Below are 20,337 nucleotides of genomic sequence, written 5' to 3' on the forward strand. Positions count from 1 at the left end.
AGAAATAGTAAGGGAATAGCGTTAATGAAGTTTACATTGGATAAAGCCCTATCATTAGTTGCCGTAGGTGTAATTGGTGCACTTCAGGGGGTGCAAGCAGCCCCTGTTTACGAGATTAAAAATTTAAGTGAGGTTTATCAGTCTGAATCTGATTCGGCTGAACTTATCGGTACGCTTAAAAGAACGCGAAATGGCTATGGTATGGCCGTTAATGCAGATGGGAAGTCTGTTGCGGTTGCTAAGGGAAAGAAAAAGCTTTCTACATCTGAAGATGACGATGACGGAGTTATCGACATTGAAGATGGTATTGCACCCGAAGAGAAGATCACTTTTTCCATCGATAAGCCCATTATCGCGAACAATTTCTCTTTTATTGCCAGTGAGTTTGATACCGCTAAACCTTGGTTACCGGTTTTCGATTCTGTAAATGGTACGACGGATCCTAGCGAAACCGACTCTGAAAAACCAGAAACTATCAACTCAGTTGATGTGTATTACTATGGGATCAATGACGCTGGCGTGAAAGTGGGCTCCATGACGTCGAAGGAGCAGACTGCTCCTTATACAGGTACAAATGAAGATCAGGAGTTTTGGTACTATCGCGAGTTTGAAGAGCGCGGCTTTGCTAAAAATGCTGCAGGAACTGAAGTTCAGTTGCTGCCGCCTTGTACCATGTATGAGAAAGACGCGACTTGTAACAACACGGCTGGTGATAACAAAGTAAATATCGGTGGTTACTCTGTTGCTGCTGCCATTAACAGCGCTAACCTTGTGACTGGTTATGTCGGTACTGAGCTCTCTAATGATTCAGAAAACCGTATTGATGCCTGTGTTGAAGGGGAAACCTATCCAACGGATGTGTGTGTTCAGATAGAGCAGTATCCCGATACAAATGGTAACCGACGTATCATATATCAGCGCCGTGCTTATGTATGGCAGCTCGATGAAGCAGGTAGCTCTGTTACTGACAGTAAACTTCTGCCTCTAGGTTTTGAGACAACCTCAGATACTGTGTATATCGCTCAAGGTCTTGGTCTAAATGCATCAGGGGTTGTTGCAGGGCGTTCACACCACAAACGTCCAGGTTATGACAATGTCTCCTTTGATGCGTTTTTCTGGACTCCAGATGGTACAGATGGTGCTTATCAACCTCATTGGGTGCCGCTCATTGAAGATAGGTTTCAATCTATCGCTTATGATATCAATGATAGCGGTATGTTAGTCGGTAGCTTCCGTCAGTACATTGAGGGTTATGTTCGTGATAAGTTCTTCTATTTCGATACTCAAAACCCAGAGGGTGAGGTTGTCGTTCCTAACGATTTTTATAATGCTCTATCCGATCTAGGTAGCAAGCCAAAATCTGTTAACAACAAAGGTCAGGTAGTTGGATTTATTGAGACGACTCATGAGAAAGATAAGCCACGCCCTAAAGCGGGTTTCCTGTTTGACAAAGAAGCAACAGAGTTTAATGATCTCAATAAGATTTTGACTTGCGAATCAAAAGGCTTTGCTAAGAACGCTGACGGAGCTTGGGTTCGAAATAAAGTTGAAGTTCAAGATGGAACAGGTGTTACTCTCTCTTATAACCAAGATATCAAAGTGGTCGAAGGCAATAGCATCAATGAAGATGGTGTGATTGTGGGTACCGCTTTTGTTCGTAAGCCTCAATATCAATATGATATTAATGGTAACTTGGTTATTGGTGATAATGGGCTTCCAATCTTTGCAGTTGATGGTAATGGCGACCCATTAACCTCATTCCTTCCTCGAATGGTCGTGTTACAACCAGGCTCTGGTACTGCTGATGAAGCATGGTTAGCGGCGAACAACTGTATCGATGATAACGGTGAAGGTGAAAATTATGAGCGCAAAGGCGCAGCCAGTTTTGCCTGGTTATTTGCCTTACCACTACTTTGGCTTCGCAGACGTTTTAAGTAGTTTTCAATGTTAAAAAAAATCGAGGCATTTGCCTCGATTTTTTTTATTTAAAAACTCAATGGCTTAAAAAATAACCGCAAAAATCGACTATTTTTTGATTGATTTTGGTCTAGAAAAGTTCTATTCATAGTATGTGAAGCCATTGCTTCTTTGTACCTAGATCAGAGGATTTTTGCATGAAGAGACAAAAAAGAGATCGTTTAGATAGAGCTTTTTCGAAGGGATTCCAAGCTGGAGTTGGCGGCCGCTCAAAGGAAAATTGTCCTTATTCAACACTTGACTCTAAGTCACATTGGCTAGGAGGTTGGCGAGAGGGGGTCGACGGCCGACTGAGTGGTCTATTTAACAAATAGAGTGGTGATTGCCCTCGCAACTCTTTGCTCTCTATACAGAGATAGCTAGAGCAGAGCCTTGAGGGCATTTTTATGAGTTTTCTTTAAAGAATCGCGTTAAAAACTGGATGTATCTTTAAATATTCCCACCTTAAGATCGGTTGCACTGTATATCTCTCGACCATCGACTTCCATGACGGCATCGGCAATACCCATGACTAATTTACGGTAGACTTTGCGCTTAACGGTAAGTTTGTAAGTCACTTTTTTGGCATCAGGTAGTACTTGACCCGTAAACTTAACCTCTCCAACTCCCAGCGCTCGTCCTTTACCTTCAGCACCTTCCCAACCTAAGAAGAAGCCAACAAGTTGCCACAATGCGTCTAAGCCAAGGCAACCAGGCATAACCGGATCCCCATCGAAGTGACATTTAAAAAACCATAGCTCGGGGTTTATATCGAGTTCAGCTACAATTTCACCTTTACCAAACTCTCCGCCATCAGCATTAATCTTAGTGATACGATCTATCATCAACATATTATCTATAGGGAGGCGAGGAGAGTGCTCTCCAAATAGTTCACCATGGCCACAGGCGATGAGGTCTTCTTTATTGAAACTGTTTGCTTTACTCATTGTTATACTTTACTCCAGCAATTTTAGGAGCCAAGATTAGCGAACACGTGTAAGCTAAACAACTCCGATCAGCTGGAAAATTTCATTTTTTCGAGGAGTTTGGCGAAAAATCCACTCTCCTCTTCTTGATAGCCAGCCAAACGAGCCAATCTATCTTGTACTAGACCGTAAAGAGAGTCGTCAGGAAAGTTATTACTCTCGTCAGGTACACCGGCCTTCATGTTCATTAATAACTCAACCGCTTCATCAATATGCTCAATACCATAAAGATGAAATTTACCTGCCTTTATCGCTTCGATAATATTGTGATTGAGATTAAGTTGTTGTGTGTTTGAGCTCGGAATAATGACGCCTTGTCTTCCTGTTAAACCGCGGCGTTCACACAGATTATAAAAGCCTTCAATCTTCTCATTAACGCCACCAATAGCCTGAACATGACCGAATTGATCTAGTGCTCCAGTAACGGCAATACCTTGGTCAATAGGCTTCTCTGTGATGGCAGAGATTAAACTGCAATACTCTGCTAATGAGGCACTGTCACCGTCTATCTCTTGATAGGATTGTTCAAACACAATGTTGGCATTGAGGTGGAGTGGGGCGTCTTTACCAAAAATGCGGTAAAGACATGAAGATAGTATCATCATGCCTTTAGCATGAATATTACCTGCCAGCTCTGACTTTCGCTCAATATCGGCGACTTCACCGTCACCATAGTGGACAGAAGCTGTGATTCTGGCAGGTTCACCGTAGCAATACTCAACCGTATCTAATACTGTTAAGCCGTTAATTTGCCCTACCATATAGTCATCAGTTGGCAGGCTAATAAACTTATCATCGAAGTTTTGAGCTGATAGCATTTCTGAGGCGTTGTGACGCTGCTGGTACTGTTTTAATGCGTATTGGAAACTCTGAGCTGAGATTAGTTTTGAGTGGCCGTATGCCTTAGCTTGTGCAAGCATTTGCCCTATTTGAGCCGACAGCAATGAGAACCTTTGTTGATGATCGGCAAGTCGCGCACAGTATTGAAACAGTGGGGCGAGGGCAGATTGCTCAAGTTCTGCATCAACTGTGGCTGCAACTGCTTTTAGCCAGGTTGCATATTCAGACTCTGATGAGTGATTTAGGTCGAGCTCATTGACCATCTCACCTAAAATTGGAAACAGGTGCGGGAATCTGCTCTCTTCAACCCAATTGACGCTGTACTGCATACTGCTTCCAACGAGAATGACTTTACAGTCAAGGGGAGTGGCTGCAAGTGATGAGTGAACTTTATACTCTCGTTTAGATAAGATATCTAAAAGCAGATCCCAAAGTCCCTCTCTTTTCCATAATGATTCCGCACAAATAAACAGGTAGTGATTATTGGCAAGTGCACCTGGTATTGGGTTTTCAGCCATTGAGTTCTGTTCACGTTCGTTAAATTGACCTAACAGATCTGAGCGTTTTATATTACCAGAAAGGTATTGGTAACTTTGTTTCTCTTGAATACCAACAAGGCTTTTAATGAATTCAAGTCTATCAACGCCTGCATAGTCAGCTAGGTACATATGTTGATGTGCTGTCATCGTTAGCAGCTCGAATGCGTTTGATACTCTCTCTTGACCCAGCAGTAAAGTTTGATTGCTATGTGTAAGCTCAGAGATGGTTGGGAGCTTGTATTGCGGAGACAGCGCTGAAACAGGTATGGCGTTTGAATTCATATAGCTGGTGCTACTTAATGATTGTTTGTTTAATAGTAAGCAGATATTAGCACAGCTTGTTTGATGGCCAAATTCAATTTATTGAGTTCAATCAGATTATGTGCGCTAAGATTAATCGTTTCGCTGCATTATTGTGGAAAGTGGTTTACAAGGTCCAAGGATACTTATATTATTCGCATCGTTCGGAGGGATGGCAGAGTGGTCGAATGCACCGGTCTTGAAAACCGGCATGGGTTTATAGCCCATCTAGGGTTCAAATCCCTATCCCTCCGCCATATTCAAGACGAAAGGCTACTCGAAAGAGTGGCCTTTTTTCGTTTCAAGATAGTTAGTTGAACCCTAGGGTTCCTATTGTTTAAAATTAGCTATCCCTTCGCCATATTCAGAGAAGCCTGATATCGAAAGATGTCAGGCTTTTTGCTTTTGAAAGGGATGAACTCTAGGGTTCCTATTATTTAAATCAGCTATCCCTCCGCCTATCCCTCCGCCATATTCAAGACAACAGAGTTGTCGTTAAAAATATCGATTTTTTGTCCTGTACCGTCTAAGTTTTCACTGAGTGAAATTGATTATCAAATAAACATACAAAACGAGGATCATCAGATAGTAGTTTACAGCCTAAAAAACTGGGGCTATTATATCGCTCGTTCGGAGGGATGGCAGAGTGGTCGAATGCACCGGTCTTGAAAACCGGCATGGGTTTATAGCCCATCTAGGGTTCAAATCCCTATCCCTCCGCCATATTTAGATGAAGCCCCAAGTAGAGATACTTGGGGCTTTTTCGTTTCAAGATAGTTAGTTGAACCCTAGGGTTCCTATTGTTTAAAATCAGCTATCCCTCCGGCATACTAAAAGAGGCCTGATATCGAAAGATGTCAGGCTTTTTGCTTTTGAAAGGGATGAACCCTAGGGTTCCTATTGTTTAAAATTAGCTATCCCTTTGCCATATTTAGATGAAGCCCCAAGTAGAGATACTTGGGGCTTTTTCGTTTCAAGATAGTTAGTTGAACCCTAGGGTTCCTATTGTTTAAAATCAGCTATCCCTTTGCCATATTTAGATAGAACCGCTAGTAGCAATGTTAGCGTTTTTTCACATCTAGGGTTTATAGTTTAATATTAGGGCTCCTCTTTTTAATGTTTTTAATTCTGGTGTCATTTCAGGTTTGAGTCTTTGCTTGATTAGGGGGCCTATATCTTGATCTCTTTAATATGGGAAAGATTGCAGTCTTGAGTTCTGCATACTTTATTCATTACTTTCATGTGGTTTGTCAAAGTCGTGATCGTGAAGAACTAATAAGTTGTTTACTTATAATTCATTACGTTAGCTTATGGTAAATAGCGCTTTCCTATTGCTCCTTTATGGGCTAAATTACCTTTAAATACGATGTTGGATCGGTTAGGTTCATCGCATTACATCTAGGGTAGGTTAGATTTGATTTCTGTATATTTAGTCGATGATCATGAATTAGTTAGAACCGGAATACGGCGCCTTCTTGAAGATGAGCGTGGCATTAAAGTCGTAGGTGAGGCTGGAGATGGAGAAACCGCTGTTCAGTGGAGTCGAAATAATGAAGCCGATGTTATTTTGATGGATATGAATATGCCGGGAATTGGTGGTTTGGAAGCCACAAGAAAAATTCTTCGTTACCAGTCCCATGCAAAAATCATTGTGTTGACCATTCATACTGAAGATCCTTTCCCAACTAAGGTGATGCAAGCCGGGGCATCTGGCTATCTGACGAAAGGCGCGACACCGCCAGAAGTGTTACAAGCCATTAGGCAAGTCGCACACGGACAACGGTATTTATCTCCTGAGATTGCGCAGCAGATGGCGCTGAGCCAGTTTAATCAGACAGAGGATAACCCTTTTAAGACTCTTTCCGAACGTGAGTTGCAGATCATGATGATGATCACCAATGGTGAGAAAGTGAATGATATCTCCGAGCAACTTAATTTAAGTCCTAAAACCGTGAATAGTTATCGCTATCGCTATCGCTTATTTGCCAAGCTTGGAATAAGTGGTGACGTTGAGCTTACTCGTTTGGCCATCCGTTACAAAATGTTAGACACAGGTCAGTTTTAACTCCCTGCTTATTTGGAACCTATCTTGTCTCAGTTTGATTCAAAAGCATTTTTACAAAGCGTCTCTTCATCGCCTGGCGTGTACAGAATGTACGACAGTGAAGAGACGGTTATCTACGTTGGTAAGGCTAAAGATCTAAAGAAGCGGCTCACCTCCTATTTCAGAAAAAACCTGCCTAATGTAAAAACCCATGCGCTGGTATCACATATTGCCAATATCGATGTGACGGTAACACACAGTGAAACCGATGCCTTGTTGCTTGAAAATGATTATATCAAGCAGTATATGCCCAGATATAATGTGTTACTTCGAGATGACAAGTCCTACCCTTATATCTTGCTTAGCCATCATAAACACCCAAGGCTTGCCTATCATAGAGGCCCTAAACGCCATAAAGGGAGTTATTTTGGTCCCTATCCTAATGGAGGAGCGGTTAGGGAGAGTTTGCACTTGATGCAGAAAATCTTTCCGATCAGGCAGTGTGAAGATGTGTATTATAAAGCGAGGTCTAGACCCTGCTTGCAATACCAAATTGGCCGTTGCAGTGCCCCTTGTGTAGCTAAGATTAATGATGAGGAGTACGCGGCTCAGGTCAAACTTGCAAGCTTATTTCTTAAAGGGCGGGATCAGCAGGTGATGTCTGAGTTGGTGTTAAAAATGGAGACTGCTGCTCACATGTTAGAGTATGAGCAAGCGGCGCGTTTTAGAGATCAAATCTCTGCGCTAAGAAGGGTTGCTGAGCAGCAGGAAGTGTCACATACCTCTGGAGATATGGATGTTATTGGTGCTTATTATGCTTCGGGTGTGGCCTGTTTCCATCTGCTCTTTATTCGCGACGGAAAAATTTTTGGGAGTCGAAGTTACTACCCTAAAGTGCCTGCACAAACAGAGCTTGATGAAGTGCTAAGCTCATTTATGTTGCAGTTTTATCTTAATGCTGACAGTCAAAGAACCGTACCTAAAGAGATTCTCTTAAGTCATGATTTCGCAGATCTGCCTGTTTTAGTCGATGCGATACAGAGTGCACTTGATAAAAAAGTTGAGATTAAAACCAAAGTAAGAAGTGAACGCGCTAAGTTTTTAAAACTCGCATTAACCAATGCGACAAATGCAGTGAACACGCGTCTATCACATAAGAGTACTGTTGAGCAGCGCTTCCTTCTGTTGGAGGAGGCGATAGAGGTCAGTAAAGCGGTCACTCGAATGGAGTGTTTTGATATTAGCCATACTATGGGGGAGAGCACGGTCGCTTCTTGTGTTGTTTTTAACCGAGAAGGCCCGAATAAAGCTGAGTATCGTAGATACAACATCAGTGGAATAACCCCTGGTGATGATTATGCGGCAATGAAGCAAGCATTGACTAGGCGGTTCGATAATATTGAAAAGAGTGGCAAGGTGCCTGATATCTTATTTATCGATGGTGGAACAGGGCAGCTCAGAATTGCTCAGAAAGTGGTTGACGAAAAGTTTGCCAATTTAGATGTTGCGCCCCTGCTCATAGGTGTTGCGAAGGGAGAGGGCAGAAAACCTGGTTTAGAAACACTTATCTATGGTGAAAATGAGCAATCCTTTACTCTGCCAGCAGATTCAGGTGCGCTACATCTTATTCAACACATTCGAGATGAATCTCATCGGTTTGCCATAACCGGCCATCGTAATAAACGCCAAAAAACGCGTAATACCTCAACGTTAGAATCCATCGCTGGTGTCGGCCCTAAACGCCGTAAAGCACTACTGCAATATTTAGGTGGAATTCAGGAAGTAAAAGGTGCCAGTGTGTCTGAATTAGCAAAAGTACCCGGTATTAGCGTAGAAATGGCACAAACGATACATGATTCATTGCGGGGGTCATAAAATTAAGGCAAGATTGGCGCTGCTTTTAAAATTTTTGGTTTTCTCATGCCGTTTAATATACCTATCGCGTTAACTTTGTTCAGGTTGTTCTTATTGCCTGTGTTTGTTGTTATTTTTTACCTGCCCTATTCTTGGTCGCCATTTTTTGCGGCATTCGTATTTTGGTTGGCAGCAGTGACAGATGCTCTCGATGGTTATGCCGCCAGAAAGTTAAAGCAGTCGACTCGCTTTGGTGCTTTTCTCGATCCAGTTGCCGATAAAATTATGGTCACTACGGCGTTGGTGCTTTTAGTTGCCGAGTACAACAGTATTTGGATGACACTTCCTGCTCTGTTTATGATTGGTAGAGAGATCGTGATCTCTGCACTAAGAGAGTGGATGGCTGAAATTGGTAAGCGTGGTTCGGTGGCTGTCTCTTGGATCGGCAAATACAAAACTGCCGCTCAGATGACCGCCATTACTGGGTTAATTTGGCATCCTAATGACTTAATCACTTATGCAGCTTATGCCCTGTTTTATGTTGCTGCCGTACTGACTTTCTGGTCAATGATGAGTTATATCATGGCGGCTTGGAGTGATTTAACTGCTGAATCGAATAATTAAAATGCAAAAAGCCCATTTAGTGTTCAAGCAGTCATTTATTGTGAAATATGCAATTGACTCTTGGTATTAAATCGGTAGAATGCCATTCCGCAGTCAGGGGAAAGCTTGTTAAACAGTTCTGATTGATAGTTAAGATTTGCGACATTAGCTCAGTTGGTAGAGCGATACCTTGCCAAGGTATAGGTCATCGGTTCGAACCCGATATGTCGCTCCAATCTTACAAAGATTTGCGACATTAGCTCAGTTGACTCTTTATTAAAGTCAAGTGCGCGATACCTAGCTATAGGATATCGGTAATTTTTTTCGAACCCGATATGTCGCTCCAAAACTTTATTAAAGAGATAAGGTTTTGGTAGGAGATTGCTTCTTGTTTAAATGAAGAGGCGGTTCGAACCACTCTTTATTAGAGAAGGTTCGCTCCGATTTTATAAATATTGGCGCGATGGCAGAATGGCTATGCTGCGGATTGCAAATCCGTCGATCTCGGTTCGACTCCGGGTCGCGCCTCCATATTAAGATATTGATGAGTTTGGCTCAGTAACTTTACTATTCCAAACAGTATTAACTACCGATAATACGTATCGTCAACATCAACGAGTTTGCCCGAGTGGTGGAATCGGTAGACACAAGGGATTTAAAATCCCTCGCTGAATAAGCGTGCCGGTTCAAGTCCGGCCTCGGGTACCATCATTAAGATGACATTGAAGCCTCGACATTAGTCGGGGCTTTTTTGTATCAAACTTTTATGGAAAAGCCTAAATCCCTCGCTACTCTTAATAAGACGCGACCGGTTCAAGTCCGGCCTCGGGTACCATCATTAAGATGACATTGAAGCCTCGACATTAGTCGGGGCTTTTTTGTACCAAGCTTTTATGGAACAGCCTAAATCCCTCGCTACTCTTTAATAAAACGCGACCGATTCAAGTTCGGCCTCGGGTGCCATCATTAAGATGACATTGAAGCCTCGACATTAGTCGAGGCTTTTTTGTATCAAGCTTTTATGGAACAGCCTAAATCCCTCGCTACTCTTAATAAGACGCGACCGGTTCAAGTCCGGCCTCGGGTACCATCATTAAGATGACATTGAAGCCTCGGCATTAGTCGGGGCTTTTTTGTGCGCAAAAGAAAATGAAAATACGGTGGAGCCCATATTCTCGTGATTGTTGCCTAAAGAGAGCTTTGCTTAACTAGTAAGCATTGTGAATGTAAAGTAAACTGCGCGGATCGGTTTTTAACCATATGAATAAGAAAGATAAACCTTAGTGTTGACTCATTTTTCAAATCAGTTAAAGTAGCCACATCTTCTGAAGACGACATCGATTTGCTTGATTGTTTGAAGAGGTTTTTTTGGCGCGATGGCAGAATGGCTATGCTGCGGATTGCAAATCCGTCGATCTCGGTTCGACTCCGGGTCGCGCCTCCATATTAAGATATTGATGAGTTTGGCTCAGTAACTTTACTATTCCAAACAGTATTAACTACCGATAATACGTATCGTCAACATCAACGAGTTTGCCCGAGTGGTGGAATCGGTAGACACAAGGGATTTAAAATCCCTCGCTGAATAAGCGTGCCGGTTCAAGTCCGGCCTCGGGTACCATCATTAAGATGACATTGAAGCCTCGGCATTAGTCGGGGCTTTCTTGTATCTAAAGCTAAATCCCTCGCTACTCTTAATAAGACGCGACCGGTTCAAGTCCGGCCTCGGGTACCATCATTAAGATGACATTGAAGCCTCGGCATTAGTCGGGGCTTTTTTGTACCAAGCTTTTATGGAACAGCCTAAATCCCTCGCTACTCTTAATAAGACGCGACCGGTTCAAGTCCGGCCTCGGGTACCATCATTAAGATGACATTGAAGCCTCGACATTAGTCGGGGCTTTTTTGTATCAAGCTTTTATGGAACAGCCTAAATCCCTCGCTACTCTTTAATAAAACGCGACCGGTTCAAGTTCGGCCTCGGGTACCATCATTAAGATGACATCGAAGCCTCGGCATTAGTCGGGGTTTTCTTGTATATAAAACTAAATCCCTCGCTATTTTTGTTTATAACGTTTGATTTGTAAATGAGTGGCTGATAGAAGTTTTATTGAGGTATCGCTACATGCTTAGGGGATGTTAAGTATCCGAAAAAACATCATTTCTTTTTTTGAGATAGCTATGAGTACGACTGACTGAGTCGGTGAAGGTGCGGTTTTGAGTACTTTAGCTAAAATAGAGCTTTGGCATTATTTACCTTCCGAGGGTAAACTTTATTTACGCCCATGCATTAGATGTGAAAATATTTATTCACCTCTCTAGTGTAATAGGTAACATGGGGAGGCTGTACTATGCATAAAGGGAATAGGGTTGGGTATGTCATTATGGCACTATTCATTCAACTGTGTGCTACTCCCTGTGTATTGGCGCTAGACAAAAATTCTGCTGCAATTAATGCACTTAGATATCAAGTTCAGCTCATTAGTTTAATTGACCCATCTTTCTCTAAATATAATCAGTTGCTTACTCAGGACCTTGAAGAGGAGCAGCTTGATCTTACCAATGATATTCAACTCGAAGTTGCCAACTTCTGGCGCTCTGTCAAAATCCAGAGCCGTGGGGAGGGGGGAAGTGATGATCTATATCGTAATGTGATCTCCTTGGAACCTAGCTCTTCTGACTACCTTCCTATTAGCAACCGTATTCGCTATCTGCTTTGGGTTGAACAAACTGAAAGCTGGCAACCATTAGTGCTAGATATTTGGCTGAAAGAGGGGGATATTAATCCAGCTGTGAAGGTGATAAGCCGTAGATTAAACTGGCTAGGAGATCTCAACTTTTTAGATCCAGACAATAGCGTAATGACGTCAGAGCTTGTTAGAGGGGTCTTGAACTTTCAACGTCGTCACGGGCTAAAGCAGGATGGGGTGATTGGGCCTGAAACACTAAGATGGATTAATTTAACGCCCAAAAAAAGGGCCGCTTTACTCGCTGAAAATTTTATCAGTAAGTCAAGTTATCTCTCGACTATTGGGCCAAGGTTCCTGTTAGTGAATATCCCGGCTTTTGAGATGGTTTTAGTGGATAAGGGACAAGTCCAATTAGAGTCAAGAGTGATTGTGGGGAAACCATATCGTCAAACTCCTAGGTTAAGCAGTTATATCTCTAATATGGTGCTTAATCCTAGTTGGCGGGTACCGAGAACGTTGCTAAGGCGGGATCTGTTACCTAAAGTGCGCAAAGATGGAGCCTATATCAGTGAACATAACTTTGATGTCTTTAACTCTGCGGGTGATGAGATTGTAAAGTCACCTGAAGAGTGGCAAACGTTAGCGGGAGGAAGGTTTCCATACCGCTTAGTACAAAAGCCTGGAAAAGATAACACTTTAGGGCGTTATAAGTTTTACTTTAAAAATGAATATAATGTCTACCTTCATGATACCTATGACAAAGCGCTATTCGAGGAGAGTAACAGAGCGCTCTCTTCTGGCTGTATTAGGGTTGAAAAGGTTGAGTCATTAGCAAATTGGTTGGCTTCTAATTTGGTGAGTGATAAACAAACATGGGTAGATCTTCAAACTGAAAGAGACAAAACCCAGTGGTTTGCGTTCGATAACTTCCTCGCTGTTCATCTGGTCTATTGGACCGCATGGGTAGATGAATCTGGACTTGCACAATTTCGTAATGATATTTATCACCAGAATTCAATGCCTAAGCTTGCCTCAATACAGAATTAATTTTTGAAGCTTTTTTGATACGTCAAATCTTTATTAAGGTTAACTTGATTTCCCTATTCTTTCAGTTTACTTTGTCCGCACTCGTGTTTAAAAAGTAGTCAGTGGTGGTAGTGTGTCTTTAGTTTGTCCTGCTCGTAGGCAGTTGTTGCTTGGCCTTAGTGGTGTTGCAATGTTTTCCGTTATTCCTTCCAAAGTACAAGCAAGTCGTTCAACAACAGGTGTACGTAGCTTAGGCTTTAATAATCTTCATACTGGCGAACGAGGTTTCGGTAGCTATTGGATTGATGGAAACTATCAAGAGAAAACCTTATCCGAATTTAGTCATACATTGAGAGATCATAGACGCAATGAGTCTGCTCCAATGGATAAGCGTTTATATGATCTTCTATTTAAGTTAAAACTGTCGCTCAACGTGGAGGAGGATTTCAACGTGATATCAGGGTATCGCTCTCCACAGACAAATGCGATGTTAGCATCTAAAAATAATGGTGTTGCTAAAAAAAGCTATCATATGAAGGGGATGGCGATGGATATTGCACTTCCTAATGTTAATTTGAGCGACCTACGTGATGCAGCGATAGAGCTAAAGCTCGGTGGCGTAGGTTATTACCCACGCTCAGGTTTTATTCACGTCGACACTGGGCCTGTTCGAACTTGGTAACGAGAAGAATATCCCATTTTTAGCGACTTATACCAATTAGTATAAGAAGTTGATCTACTCAGAGTGTTTTTTGGCAAACTAATTCAAGGCGAATGGATGACACAATGGTTATACCCTTATGAGTTCATTCAACGCAGAAGTAGACAGCCAAAAACACTCCTTACAGGCGAGTTTTAGCGGTCCTGATGCTGTGACTTTTTATAAACAAAGAGGGAGCTTAACCCTAGTTTCACTATGCTCTTCACTCGTTGCAAACCACATGGTCTTGTATGTTCCTGACATACATAAGACATTTCCTCCACTGACCCATAGGGATATGGGAAATGTCTTTAAAGCGTATGGAACGCTTAAGACCGTGGAGGTCAGATGTGGTGAATGTCATTAATGCACGATTATATGGTCTTATTTTGTTCCATACAAAATAAGACATTTCTTCCTTTCCATGGAAGTCAGATATAGGAGGTAGGGCGAAGCAGGATGCTAGAGCCGAGGAGCAATTAAGGATCTTGCCTCAGGACCGCTAAACTCTCGCTGAGCGATCAAATCTTTATAATAATTGGTATTAATAGTTGGTTAGGCCTAACAGTGTGTGGTAGTATTCGCCCGCAATAAATGCGTCTTCATTGGTCGAAAATGAAGACAAACTGAAACTAATTTAATTAAGTGAGAAAAACATGTCTTACACTATCGCTGCACAAGTCCGTACTGAAATCGGGAAAGGTTCGAGCCGCCGCCTACGTCATGCTGACAAAGTTCCTGCAGTTATCTATGGTCCAGGTAAAGAGCCAGTTGCTATTGTTTTTGACCATAAAGATATCATCAACATTCAAGAGAATGAAGATTTTTACACAAGCACATTAACAATCAACCTAGACGGTTCTGATGTTAAAGTGAGTGTAAAAGCTATGCAACGTCACGCATTCAAGCCTCTTATCGAGCACGTAGATTTCACATACGCTTAATTGTATTGTGTTATCACATAAAAAAAGCGCCTAATGGCGCTTTTTTTATGTTTCATTTCTAAGTTTTTTAAGATTCCTCTTCATCTTCCTGATCGGGGCAGGCGGCTATTACTGTACGCTCACCGTCTAGATTTAACTCCTCTAACCTCACGTCAAAGCCCCAGAGCCGATGCAGATGCTTTACAACTTCATGGCGGCTTTTTGCCAGAGGTACGCGATTTGTTGGAATATACCTTAAGGTTAGGGACCTATCTCCTTTCACTTCAACACTCTGCACTTGAATGTTAGGCTCTAAGTTGGACAGGTTATACTGCTGCGATAGCATTTGACGTATATCTTTATAGCCTTGATCATCATGAATAGCCGATACAGACAGGTAGTTTTTCTTATCATCATCTAGTACACCAAAGAGTTTAAATTGGCGAATAATATTTGGTGATAGGTATTGGCTGATAAAGCTCTCATCTTTAAAGTTCTGCATAGCAAAATGCAGGGTTTCAAGCCAATCACTGCCTGCAATATCCGGGAACCAACGTTTGTCCTCCTCTGTAGGGTTCTCACATATTCGCCTGATATCGACAAACATATTAAAACCTAAGGCATAGGGGTTAATGCCGCTATAGTAGGGGCTATTGTAGCTTGGCTGTGCGACCACATTGGTGTGGTTCTGCAAAAACTCCATCATAAAACGATCTGTGACTAAACCATCATCATAAAGGTGGTTAAGTATGGTGTAGTGCCAAAAGGTTGCCCAGCCTTCGTTCATCACCTGAGTCTGTTTTTGTGGATAGAAATATTGCCCCATCTTTCGTACTATTCGAACAATCTCTCTCTCCCAAGGTTTTAACAGTGGTGCGTGCTTCTCAATAAAGTAGAGAATATTCTCCTGAGGCTCTTCGGGAAAATGAGATCTGGGTTTCTCTTTTGCATCACTTTGGTTTAAAGGGATAGTGCGCCAGAGGTCGTTGACTTGACTTTGTAGATACTCTTCACGGTCTTTCTGTCTTAGTTGCTCCTCTTTAAAAGAGATCTCACTGGGACGTTTGTACCTGTCCACACCGTAATTCATCAATGCGTGACAGGAGTCGATAATAAGCTCCACCTTTTCAGCACCGTGAGCCTCTTCGCATTGACTGATGTACTTTTTAGCGAATACAAGGTAGTCAATGATGGAGCTGGCATCTGTCCATGTTTTGAAAAGATAGTTATTTTTAAAGAAGCTATTATGGCCAAAACTGGCATGAGCCATCACAAGTGCCTGCATTGTGATGGTATTCTCCTCCATCAGATAGGCGATACAGGGATCTGAATTAATCACTATTTCATAAGCAAGGCCCATTTGACCACGCTTATAGCTCTGCTCTGTTTCAATGAACTTTTTACCAAATGACCAGTGGGTATAGCCAATTGGCATACCTATCCCTGCGTAGGCATCCATCATCTGTTCAGCGGTTATCACCTCTATTTGATTAGGATAGGAGTCTAGTTTGTAATGAGCCGCTACTTTTTCAATTTCGGTTAAGTAGGTTTGAAGAAGATCGAAGGTCCAATCTGGCCCATCGTCTAGCGGTGTTCTTTTTTTCTTGTTATCCATAACGCCCCCTAAACAGCTTGCTTTTTAAAGAGTTCTCTAAATACAGGGTAGATATCTTCGGCTTGCTTTATATGTTGTACAGCTATGTTATCAAAGCTTTTTTGTAAGCTTTCATATTCTCGCCAAAGTGTTTGATGAGCGCGGTTAGTGATCTCTATGTAGCTAAAATAGCGCACTACTGGGAGCAGCTTTTTCTCAAGCAGTGTCTTACATCCTGGGGAGTCGTCAGCCCAGTTGTCGCCATCAGAAGCTTGCGCTGCATAGATGTTCCACTCACTTTCTGGATAACGCTCTTTCTGTATTTGATGCATCAGCTTTAATGCACTGGAGACAATGGTTCCACCGGTTTCTTGTGAATAGAAGAATTCATGTTCATCCACCTCTTTAGCTTGGGTATGATGGCGGATATAGACAACATCTAAGTTTTTATAGGTTCGGGTAAGAAATAGATAGAGCAATATGTAAAAACGTTTCGCCATGTCCTTCGTTGCTTGATCCATCGAACCTGAGACATCCATGATGCAGAACATGACAGCTTGACTGGAGGGGATCTCCTTTTTAGCGAAGTTGTTATACCTAAGATCAAAGGTGTCGATAAAAGGTACTTTAGCAATTTTCTGTTTTAACTCCTCAATCTCTTGTTTTAAAAATAGAATTCTTTCAGCTTCTGCACCTGGGGTGTTTTCAAGTTCCTCAAGTTCATTAATAAGCTCTTTTAGTGCCTTCTTTTTCGATGAAGACATCGCAATTCGGCGGGCAAGGGATGAGCGTAGTGAACGGACAATGTTGATATTGGCCGGTACACCATCATTGGTAAACCCTGCTCTATAGGTTTGATATTCAACGAGCTTATTGAGTCGATTATTTTGTAAGTTGGGTAGCTCCAGATCTTCAAAAAGTAACTCTAAATACTCATCTTTCGAGATCTGAAATACAAAGTCGTCTTGCCCTTCACCTGAGTCTGAAGCTTCTCCTTGTCCCGCTCCTTGACCGCCACCTGATGGTGGACGCTCAATTTTGTCGCCTCGGGTAAATTGATCATTACCAGGGTGGACGCGTTCTCGAACGCCACCTTGGCCCTGATGAAACGAGGGCTCAGAGATATCTTTTGTTGGTATGCCAATCTTTTCACCTTTATCGACGTCTGTGACACTTCGTCTGGTCACGGCATCGCTAACAGATTTTTTTATCTGCTGTTTATATCTATTGATGAAACGTTGACGGTTGACAGTGCTTTTTCCTTTAGCATTAAGCCGTCTATCGATAAAATTCGCCATGCGCACCTCCCAAGTCATAGCAGGGAGCAAGCTCCCTACCAGTCCCTAAGTTAAGAAGACTTACGTACTCTCAGATACCACTCTGATAGCAGTCTGACTTGTTTTTTGGTATAGCCTTTTTCCATCATACGATCGATGAAGTCGTCGTGTTTACGTTGGTCATCCGTTGAGGTTTTAGCATTAAATGAGATGACAGGTAATAGATCTTCTGTATTTGAGAACATCTTCTTCTCAATGACAGTGCGGAGTTTCTCATAGCTGGTCCAAAGTGGGTTTGAACCTTCATTGTTAGCTCTAGCTCTGAGCACAAAGTTAACTATCTCGTTACGGAAATCCTTTGGATTGCTTATTCCTGCTGGCTTCTCTATTTTCTCAAGCTCGGCATTGAGTGCTGAGCGATCGAATAACTGTCCTGTTTCCGGATCTCGATACTCCTGATCTTGGATCCAAAAATCAGCGTAGGTGACATACCTGTCGAAAATGTTTTGTCCATATTCCGAGTAGGACTCGAGATAAGCTGTTTGGATCTCTTTACCAATAAATTCAACATATTTAGGGATTAAGTAACCTTTTAGGAACTCAAGGTAGCGCTCGGCCATATCGGATGGGAACTGCTCCTGCTCGATCTGCCTTTCGAGTACATAGAAAAGGTGTACTGGATTAGCTGCAATCTCACTATGATCAAAGTTAAAGACCTTAGAGAGGATCTTGAAAGAGAAACGGGTTGATAGCCCATGCATCCCTTCATCGACACCAGCATAGTCACGATACTCTTGATAGGATTTCGCCTTTGGATCGGTATCTTTGAGGCTTTCCCCATCATAAACTCGCATCTTTGAATAGATGGAGGAGTTTTCCGGTGCTACCATTCTTGAGAGTACACTAAATTGTGCAAGTGTCTCCAAGGTACCTGGTGCACAGGGCGCTTTCGCTAACTCTGAATGACATAGCAACTTGTTATAGATCTGTATCTCCTCAGTGACCCTGAGGCAATAGGGGACCTTAACTATGTATACCCTGTCTAAGAAAGCTTCATTGGTTTTGTTATTTCTAAAGGTGGTCCACTCAGATTCATTGGAGTGAGCGAGGATCATGCCATTGTAAGGAAGGGCGGACAATCCCTCCGTTCCGTTATAGTTTCCCTCTTGAGTCGCAGTAAGTAGAGGATGCAGAACCTTGATGGGCGCTTTAAACATCTCTACAAACTCCATCAAACCTTGGTTTGCTCGGCACAGTGCGCCTGAGTAAGAGTAGGCATCGGCATCGTTTTGGGCAAAATGCTCCAGTTGTCTTATATCCACCTTACCAACGAGAGAGGAGATATCTTGGTTGTTCTCATCCCCAGGCTCTGTTTTGGCAATGGCCATCTGATCTAAAATGGCTGGATATACCTTAACGACCCTAAACTTAGAGATATCACCGCCAAACTCATGTAACCGCTTAACAGCCCATGGAGACATGATGCATTTTAGGTATCTATGGGGGATGTTGTACTCATTTTCGAGTAACTCGGCATCCTCCTCTGGGTTGAACAGGCAGAAAGGGTGATCATTAACCGGACTTCTGACACCGTCTGCACTTAAAATGTAGATAGGTATCTTCTGCATCAAAGATTTTAGTTTTTCTGCAAGTGAAGATTTACCGCCACCAACTGGGCCAAGTAGATAAAGAATCTGCTTCGACTCTTCCAGCCCCTGTGCGGAGTGCTTAAGGTAAGCGACTATCTGTTGAATAGACTCCTCCATGCCGTAGAAGTCTTTAAATTCCGGATAACGTGAGATTAATCGGTTTGAGAAAATACGACTAAGAACAGGATCTTTTGATGTATCGACAACCTCTGGTTCTCCAATTGCTAGCAGCAATCTTTCTGCTGCAGAAGCATAAGAGTTCCGGTCCTCTTTACAGATCGTTAAAAACTCCTGTAATGAATATTCTTCGTCTAGTTTTTTTTCATAGCGCTGTTGGTAATGCTCAAATATACTCATATTTCACCCCCTGAAACGCCCAAATAGGTTCAAAGCGATAACTGAAAATCAGTCTCCTGCTATTAATATTAGACCTAATAAGCCAAGTAAGCATTAAAAAAGTCAAATAAAACAATAACAAACAGTTGCAAATGCAACAGTTGCAAATGCAACAGTTGCAGATGTGGTTGGGAAAATTTTATAGAAAATGACAGGGAGTAAGAACAAAAAAGGAGCTATAAAAAGCTCCTTTTATTTTGACTAACGAGTAGGGTTACTCGTTGGAAATTTCACAAGATTTTAAGCGAAATTTTGATTCACGAAATCCCAGTTTACCAACTCCCAGTAGTGAGCAAGGTAATCAGGTCTCACATTGCGGTAATCGATATAGTAAGCATGCTCCCACACATCCACAGTCATGATAGGTGTAACACTGCTATCAGTTAGTGGAGTGGCAGCATTGCTTGTGTTGACGATTGCAACCGAACCATCGGCATTTTTTACAAGCCAAGTCCAAGCACTTCCAAAGTTGTTCACTGCGGCATCAGTAAATTGCGCTTTAAAGGCTTCAAAAGATCCAAATGCATCATCAATTGCTTTGGCTACTGCGCCTGTTGCTGCACCACCGCCATTTGGTGATAGACAGTTCCAGTAAAAAGTGTGATTCCATATTTGGGCTGCATTATTAAAAATTCCACCAGAAGAGGTTTTAATGATCTCTTCTAGGCTCTTTTCAGCTAACTCTGTACCTTCTACTAGACCATTAAGCTTTACAACATAAGTGTTATGATGCTTACCATAATGGTATTCGATGGTTTCTTGAGAAATATGGGGTTCAAGAGCATCTTTAGCGTAAGGTAGTGCTGGTAATTCAAAAGCCATTGCGTTTCTCCACTCAACAAAAAATTGATTTATAGTACTTGTTAGAATGATTCTACTCGAAAAATCACAAACAGTATGTGCAAATATAAGATTATTGCAATCGATAAATGAGTTCGTTAAAGCCCTATAAAAAGTAGG

General features: G+C 42.1%; 14 protein-coding genes and 8 tRNA genes. 16 read left to right on the forward strand and 6 right to left on the reverse strand.

Going from position 1 to position 20,337, the window contains the following annotated elements; all coding sequences use genetic code 11:
* Positions 1-24 precede the first annotated feature (24 nt).
* Both SWOO_RS10975 and rmf read left to right on the forward strand, forming a co-directional pair.
* Complete coding sequence (locus tag SWOO_RS10975) at positions 25-1,938, forward strand: DUF3466 family protein (RefSeq protein WP_012324775.1); 1,914 nt, start codon at positions 25-27, stop codon at positions 1,936-1,938.
* Between the two features lie 176 nt (positions 1,939-2,114).
* Positions 2,115-2,291, forward strand: coding sequence for a ribosome modulation factor (rmf, locus tag SWOO_RS25935; RefSeq protein ID WP_012324776.1), 177 nt, complete (start codon positions 2,115-2,117; stop codon positions 2,289-2,291).
* 96 nt (positions 2,292-2,387) lie between these two features.
* On the opposite strand, the gene fabA is transcribed toward rmf, so the two are convergent.
* Both fabA and SWOO_RS10985 read right to left on the reverse strand, forming a co-directional pair.
* Positions 2,388-2,903 carry a bifunctional 3-hydroxydecanoyl-ACP dehydratase/trans-2-decenoyl-ACP isomerase gene (fabA, locus tag SWOO_RS10980; protein ID WP_012324777.1) on the reverse strand — a complete coding sequence of 172 codons (516 nt, stop codon included), beginning with the start codon at positions 2,901-2,903 and terminating at the stop codon, positions 2,388-2,390.
* Between the two features lie 68 nt (positions 2,904-2,971).
* The gene (locus SWOO_RS10985; protein ID WP_012324778.1) at positions 2,972-4,603 is read right to left on the reverse strand and encodes a S16 family serine protease; all 1,632 of its coding nucleotides are present in this window, start codon (positions 4,601-4,603) and stop codon (positions 2,972-2,974) included.
* 184 nt (positions 4,604-4,787) lie between these two features.
* On the opposite strand from SWOO_RS10985, the gene SWOO_RS10990 reads away from it, so the two are divergent.
* The 14 genes from SWOO_RS10990 to rplY all read left to right on the forward strand — a co-directional run bounded on the left by SWOO_RS10990 (position 4,788) and on the right by rplY (position 14,482).
* Positions 4,788-4,878, forward strand: a tRNA-Ser gene (locus tag SWOO_RS10990).
* Positions 4,879-5,253: 375 nt separating this feature from the next.
* Positions 5,254-5,344: transfer RNA gene (locus SWOO_RS10995), tRNA-Ser, on the forward strand.
* Positions 5,345-6,035: 691 nt separating this feature from the next.
* On the forward strand, positions 6,036-6,686 hold the full coding sequence (gene uvrY, locus SWOO_RS11000) for a UvrY/SirA/GacA family response regulator transcription factor (protein ID WP_012324779.1): 651 nt from the start codon (positions 6,036-6,038) through the stop codon (positions 6,684-6,686).
* Between the two features lie 21 nt (positions 6,687-6,707).
* Positions 6,708-8,540: an excinuclease ABC subunit UvrC gene (uvrC, locus tag SWOO_RS11005; RefSeq protein ID WP_041418112.1), complete on the forward strand. Its 1,833-nt coding sequence runs from the start codon at positions 6,708-6,710 to the stop codon at positions 8,538-8,540.
* Between the two features lie 45 nt (positions 8,541-8,585).
* Positions 8,586-9,143, forward strand: a complete 558-nt coding sequence (gene pgsA, locus SWOO_RS11010) for a CDP-diacylglycerol--glycerol-3-phosphate 3-phosphatidyltransferase (protein ID WP_012324781.1) — start codon at positions 8,586-8,588, stop codon at positions 9,141-9,143.
* A 138-nt stretch (positions 9,144-9,281) separates the two neighbouring features.
* A tRNA-Gly gene (locus SWOO_RS11015) sits at positions 9,282-9,357 on the forward strand.
* Positions 9,358-9,372: 15 nt separating this feature from the next.
* Positions 9,373-9,468: transfer RNA gene (locus SWOO_RS25940), tRNA-OTHER, on the forward strand.
* Between the two features lie 111 nt (positions 9,469-9,579).
* A tRNA-Cys gene (locus SWOO_RS11020) sits at positions 9,580-9,653 on the forward strand.
* A 91-nt stretch (positions 9,654-9,744) separates the two neighbouring features.
* Positions 9,745-9,830: transfer RNA gene (locus SWOO_RS11025), tRNA-Leu, on the forward strand.
* Between the two features lie 662 nt (positions 9,831-10,492).
* Positions 10,493-10,566, forward strand: a tRNA-Cys gene (locus tag SWOO_RS11030).
* A gap of 91 nt (positions 10,567-10,657) precedes the next feature.
* Positions 10,658-10,743: transfer RNA gene (locus SWOO_RS11035), tRNA-Leu, on the forward strand.
* A gap of 730 nt (positions 10,744-11,473) precedes the next feature.
* Positions 11,474-12,859, forward strand: coding sequence for a L,D-transpeptidase family protein (locus SWOO_RS11040; protein WP_012324782.1), 1,386 nt, complete (start codon positions 11,474-11,476; stop codon positions 12,857-12,859).
* Between the two features lie 112 nt (positions 12,860-12,971).
* Positions 12,972-13,520 (forward strand): DUF882 domain-containing protein, encoded by a 549-nt coding sequence (locus SWOO_RS11045; RefSeq protein WP_041417602.1) that lies wholly within the window; start codon positions 12,972-12,974, stop codon positions 13,518-13,520.
* A 674-nt stretch (positions 13,521-14,194) separates the two neighbouring features.
* Positions 14,195-14,482 carry a 50S ribosomal protein L25 gene (gene rplY / locus SWOO_RS11050; protein WP_012324784.1) on the forward strand — a complete coding sequence of 96 codons (288 nt, stop codon included), beginning with the start codon at positions 14,195-14,197 and terminating at the stop codon, positions 14,480-14,482.
* 67 nt (positions 14,483-14,549) lie between these two features.
* Here the strand turns inward: rplY and SWOO_RS11055 are convergent, their stop codons facing one another.
* The 4 genes from SWOO_RS11055 to sodB form a co-directional block, all read right to left on the reverse strand.
* Positions 14,550-16,076, reverse strand: a complete 1,527-nt coding sequence (locus SWOO_RS11055; RefSeq protein ID WP_012324785.1) for a SpoVR family protein — start codon at positions 16,074-16,076, stop codon at positions 14,550-14,552.
* A gap of 8 nt (positions 16,077-16,084) precedes the next feature.
* Positions 16,085-17,353 (reverse strand): YeaH/YhbH family protein, encoded by a 1,269-nt coding sequence (locus SWOO_RS11060; RefSeq protein WP_041417604.1) that lies wholly within the window; start codon positions 17,351-17,353, stop codon positions 16,085-16,087.
* 50 nt (positions 17,354-17,403) lie between these two features.
* The gene (locus SWOO_RS11065) at positions 17,404-19,338 is read right to left on the reverse strand and encodes a PrkA family serine protein kinase (RefSeq protein ID WP_012324787.1); all 1,935 of its coding nucleotides are present in this window, start codon (positions 19,336-19,338) and stop codon (positions 17,404-17,406) included.
* Positions 19,339-19,617: 279 nt separating this feature from the next.
* Positions 19,618-20,199: a superoxide dismutase [Fe] gene (gene sodB / locus SWOO_RS11070; protein WP_012324788.1), complete on the reverse strand. Its 582-nt coding sequence runs from the start codon at positions 20,197-20,199 to the stop codon at positions 19,618-19,620.
* Between the last annotated feature and the right edge of the window lie 138 nt (positions 20,200-20,337).

The organism is Shewanella woodyi ATCC 51908 (genome assembly GCF_000019525.1).
GTDB classification, from domain to species: Bacteria; Pseudomonadota; Gammaproteobacteria; order Enterobacterales; family Shewanellaceae; genus Shewanella; species Shewanella woodyi.

What these genes read in the sequence shown, in the direction of transcription:
- SWOO_RS11040 (WP_012324782.1), top strand. Translation starts at nt 11,474, where the DNA reads ATGCATAAAGGGAATAGGGTTGGGTATGTCATTATGGCACTATTCATT.
- fabA (WP_012324777.1), bottom strand. Translation starts at nt 2,903, where the DNA reads ATGAGTAAAGCAAACAGTTTCAATAAAGAAGACCTCATCGCCTGTGGC.
- SWOO_RS11060 (WP_041417604.1), bottom strand. Translation starts at nt 17,353, where the DNA reads ATGGCGAATTTTATCGATAGACGGCTTAATGCTAAAGGAAAAAGCACT.
- SWOO_RS10975 (WP_012324775.1), top strand. Translation starts at nt 25, where the DNA reads ATGAAGTTTACATTGGATAAAGCCCTATCATTAGTTGCCGTAGGTGTA.
- sodB (WP_012324788.1), bottom strand. Translation starts at nt 20,199, where the DNA reads ATGGCTTTTGAATTACCAGCACTACCTTACGCTAAAGATGCTCTTGAA.
- SWOO_RS10985 (WP_012324778.1), bottom strand. Translation starts at nt 4,603, where the DNA reads ATGAATTCAAACGCCATACCTGTTTCAGCGCTGTCTCCGCAATACAAG.
- rmf (WP_012324776.1), top strand. Translation starts at nt 2,115, where the DNA reads ATGAAGAGACAAAAAAGAGATCGTTTAGATAGAGCTTTTTCGAAGGGA.
- SWOO_RS11065 (WP_012324787.1), bottom strand. Translation starts at nt 19,338, where the DNA reads ATGAGTATATTTGAGCATTACCAACAGCGCTATGAAAAAAAACTAGAC.
- rplY (WP_012324784.1), top strand. Translation starts at nt 14,195, where the DNA reads ATGTCTTACACTATCGCTGCACAAGTCCGTACTGAAATCGGGAAAGGT.
- SWOO_RS11055 (WP_012324785.1), bottom strand. Translation starts at nt 16,076, where the DNA reads ATGGATAACAAGAAAAAAAGAACACCGCTAGACGATGGGCCAGATTGG.
- pgsA (WP_012324781.1), top strand. Translation starts at nt 8,586, where the DNA reads ATGCCGTTTAATATACCTATCGCGTTAACTTTGTTCAGGTTGTTCTTA.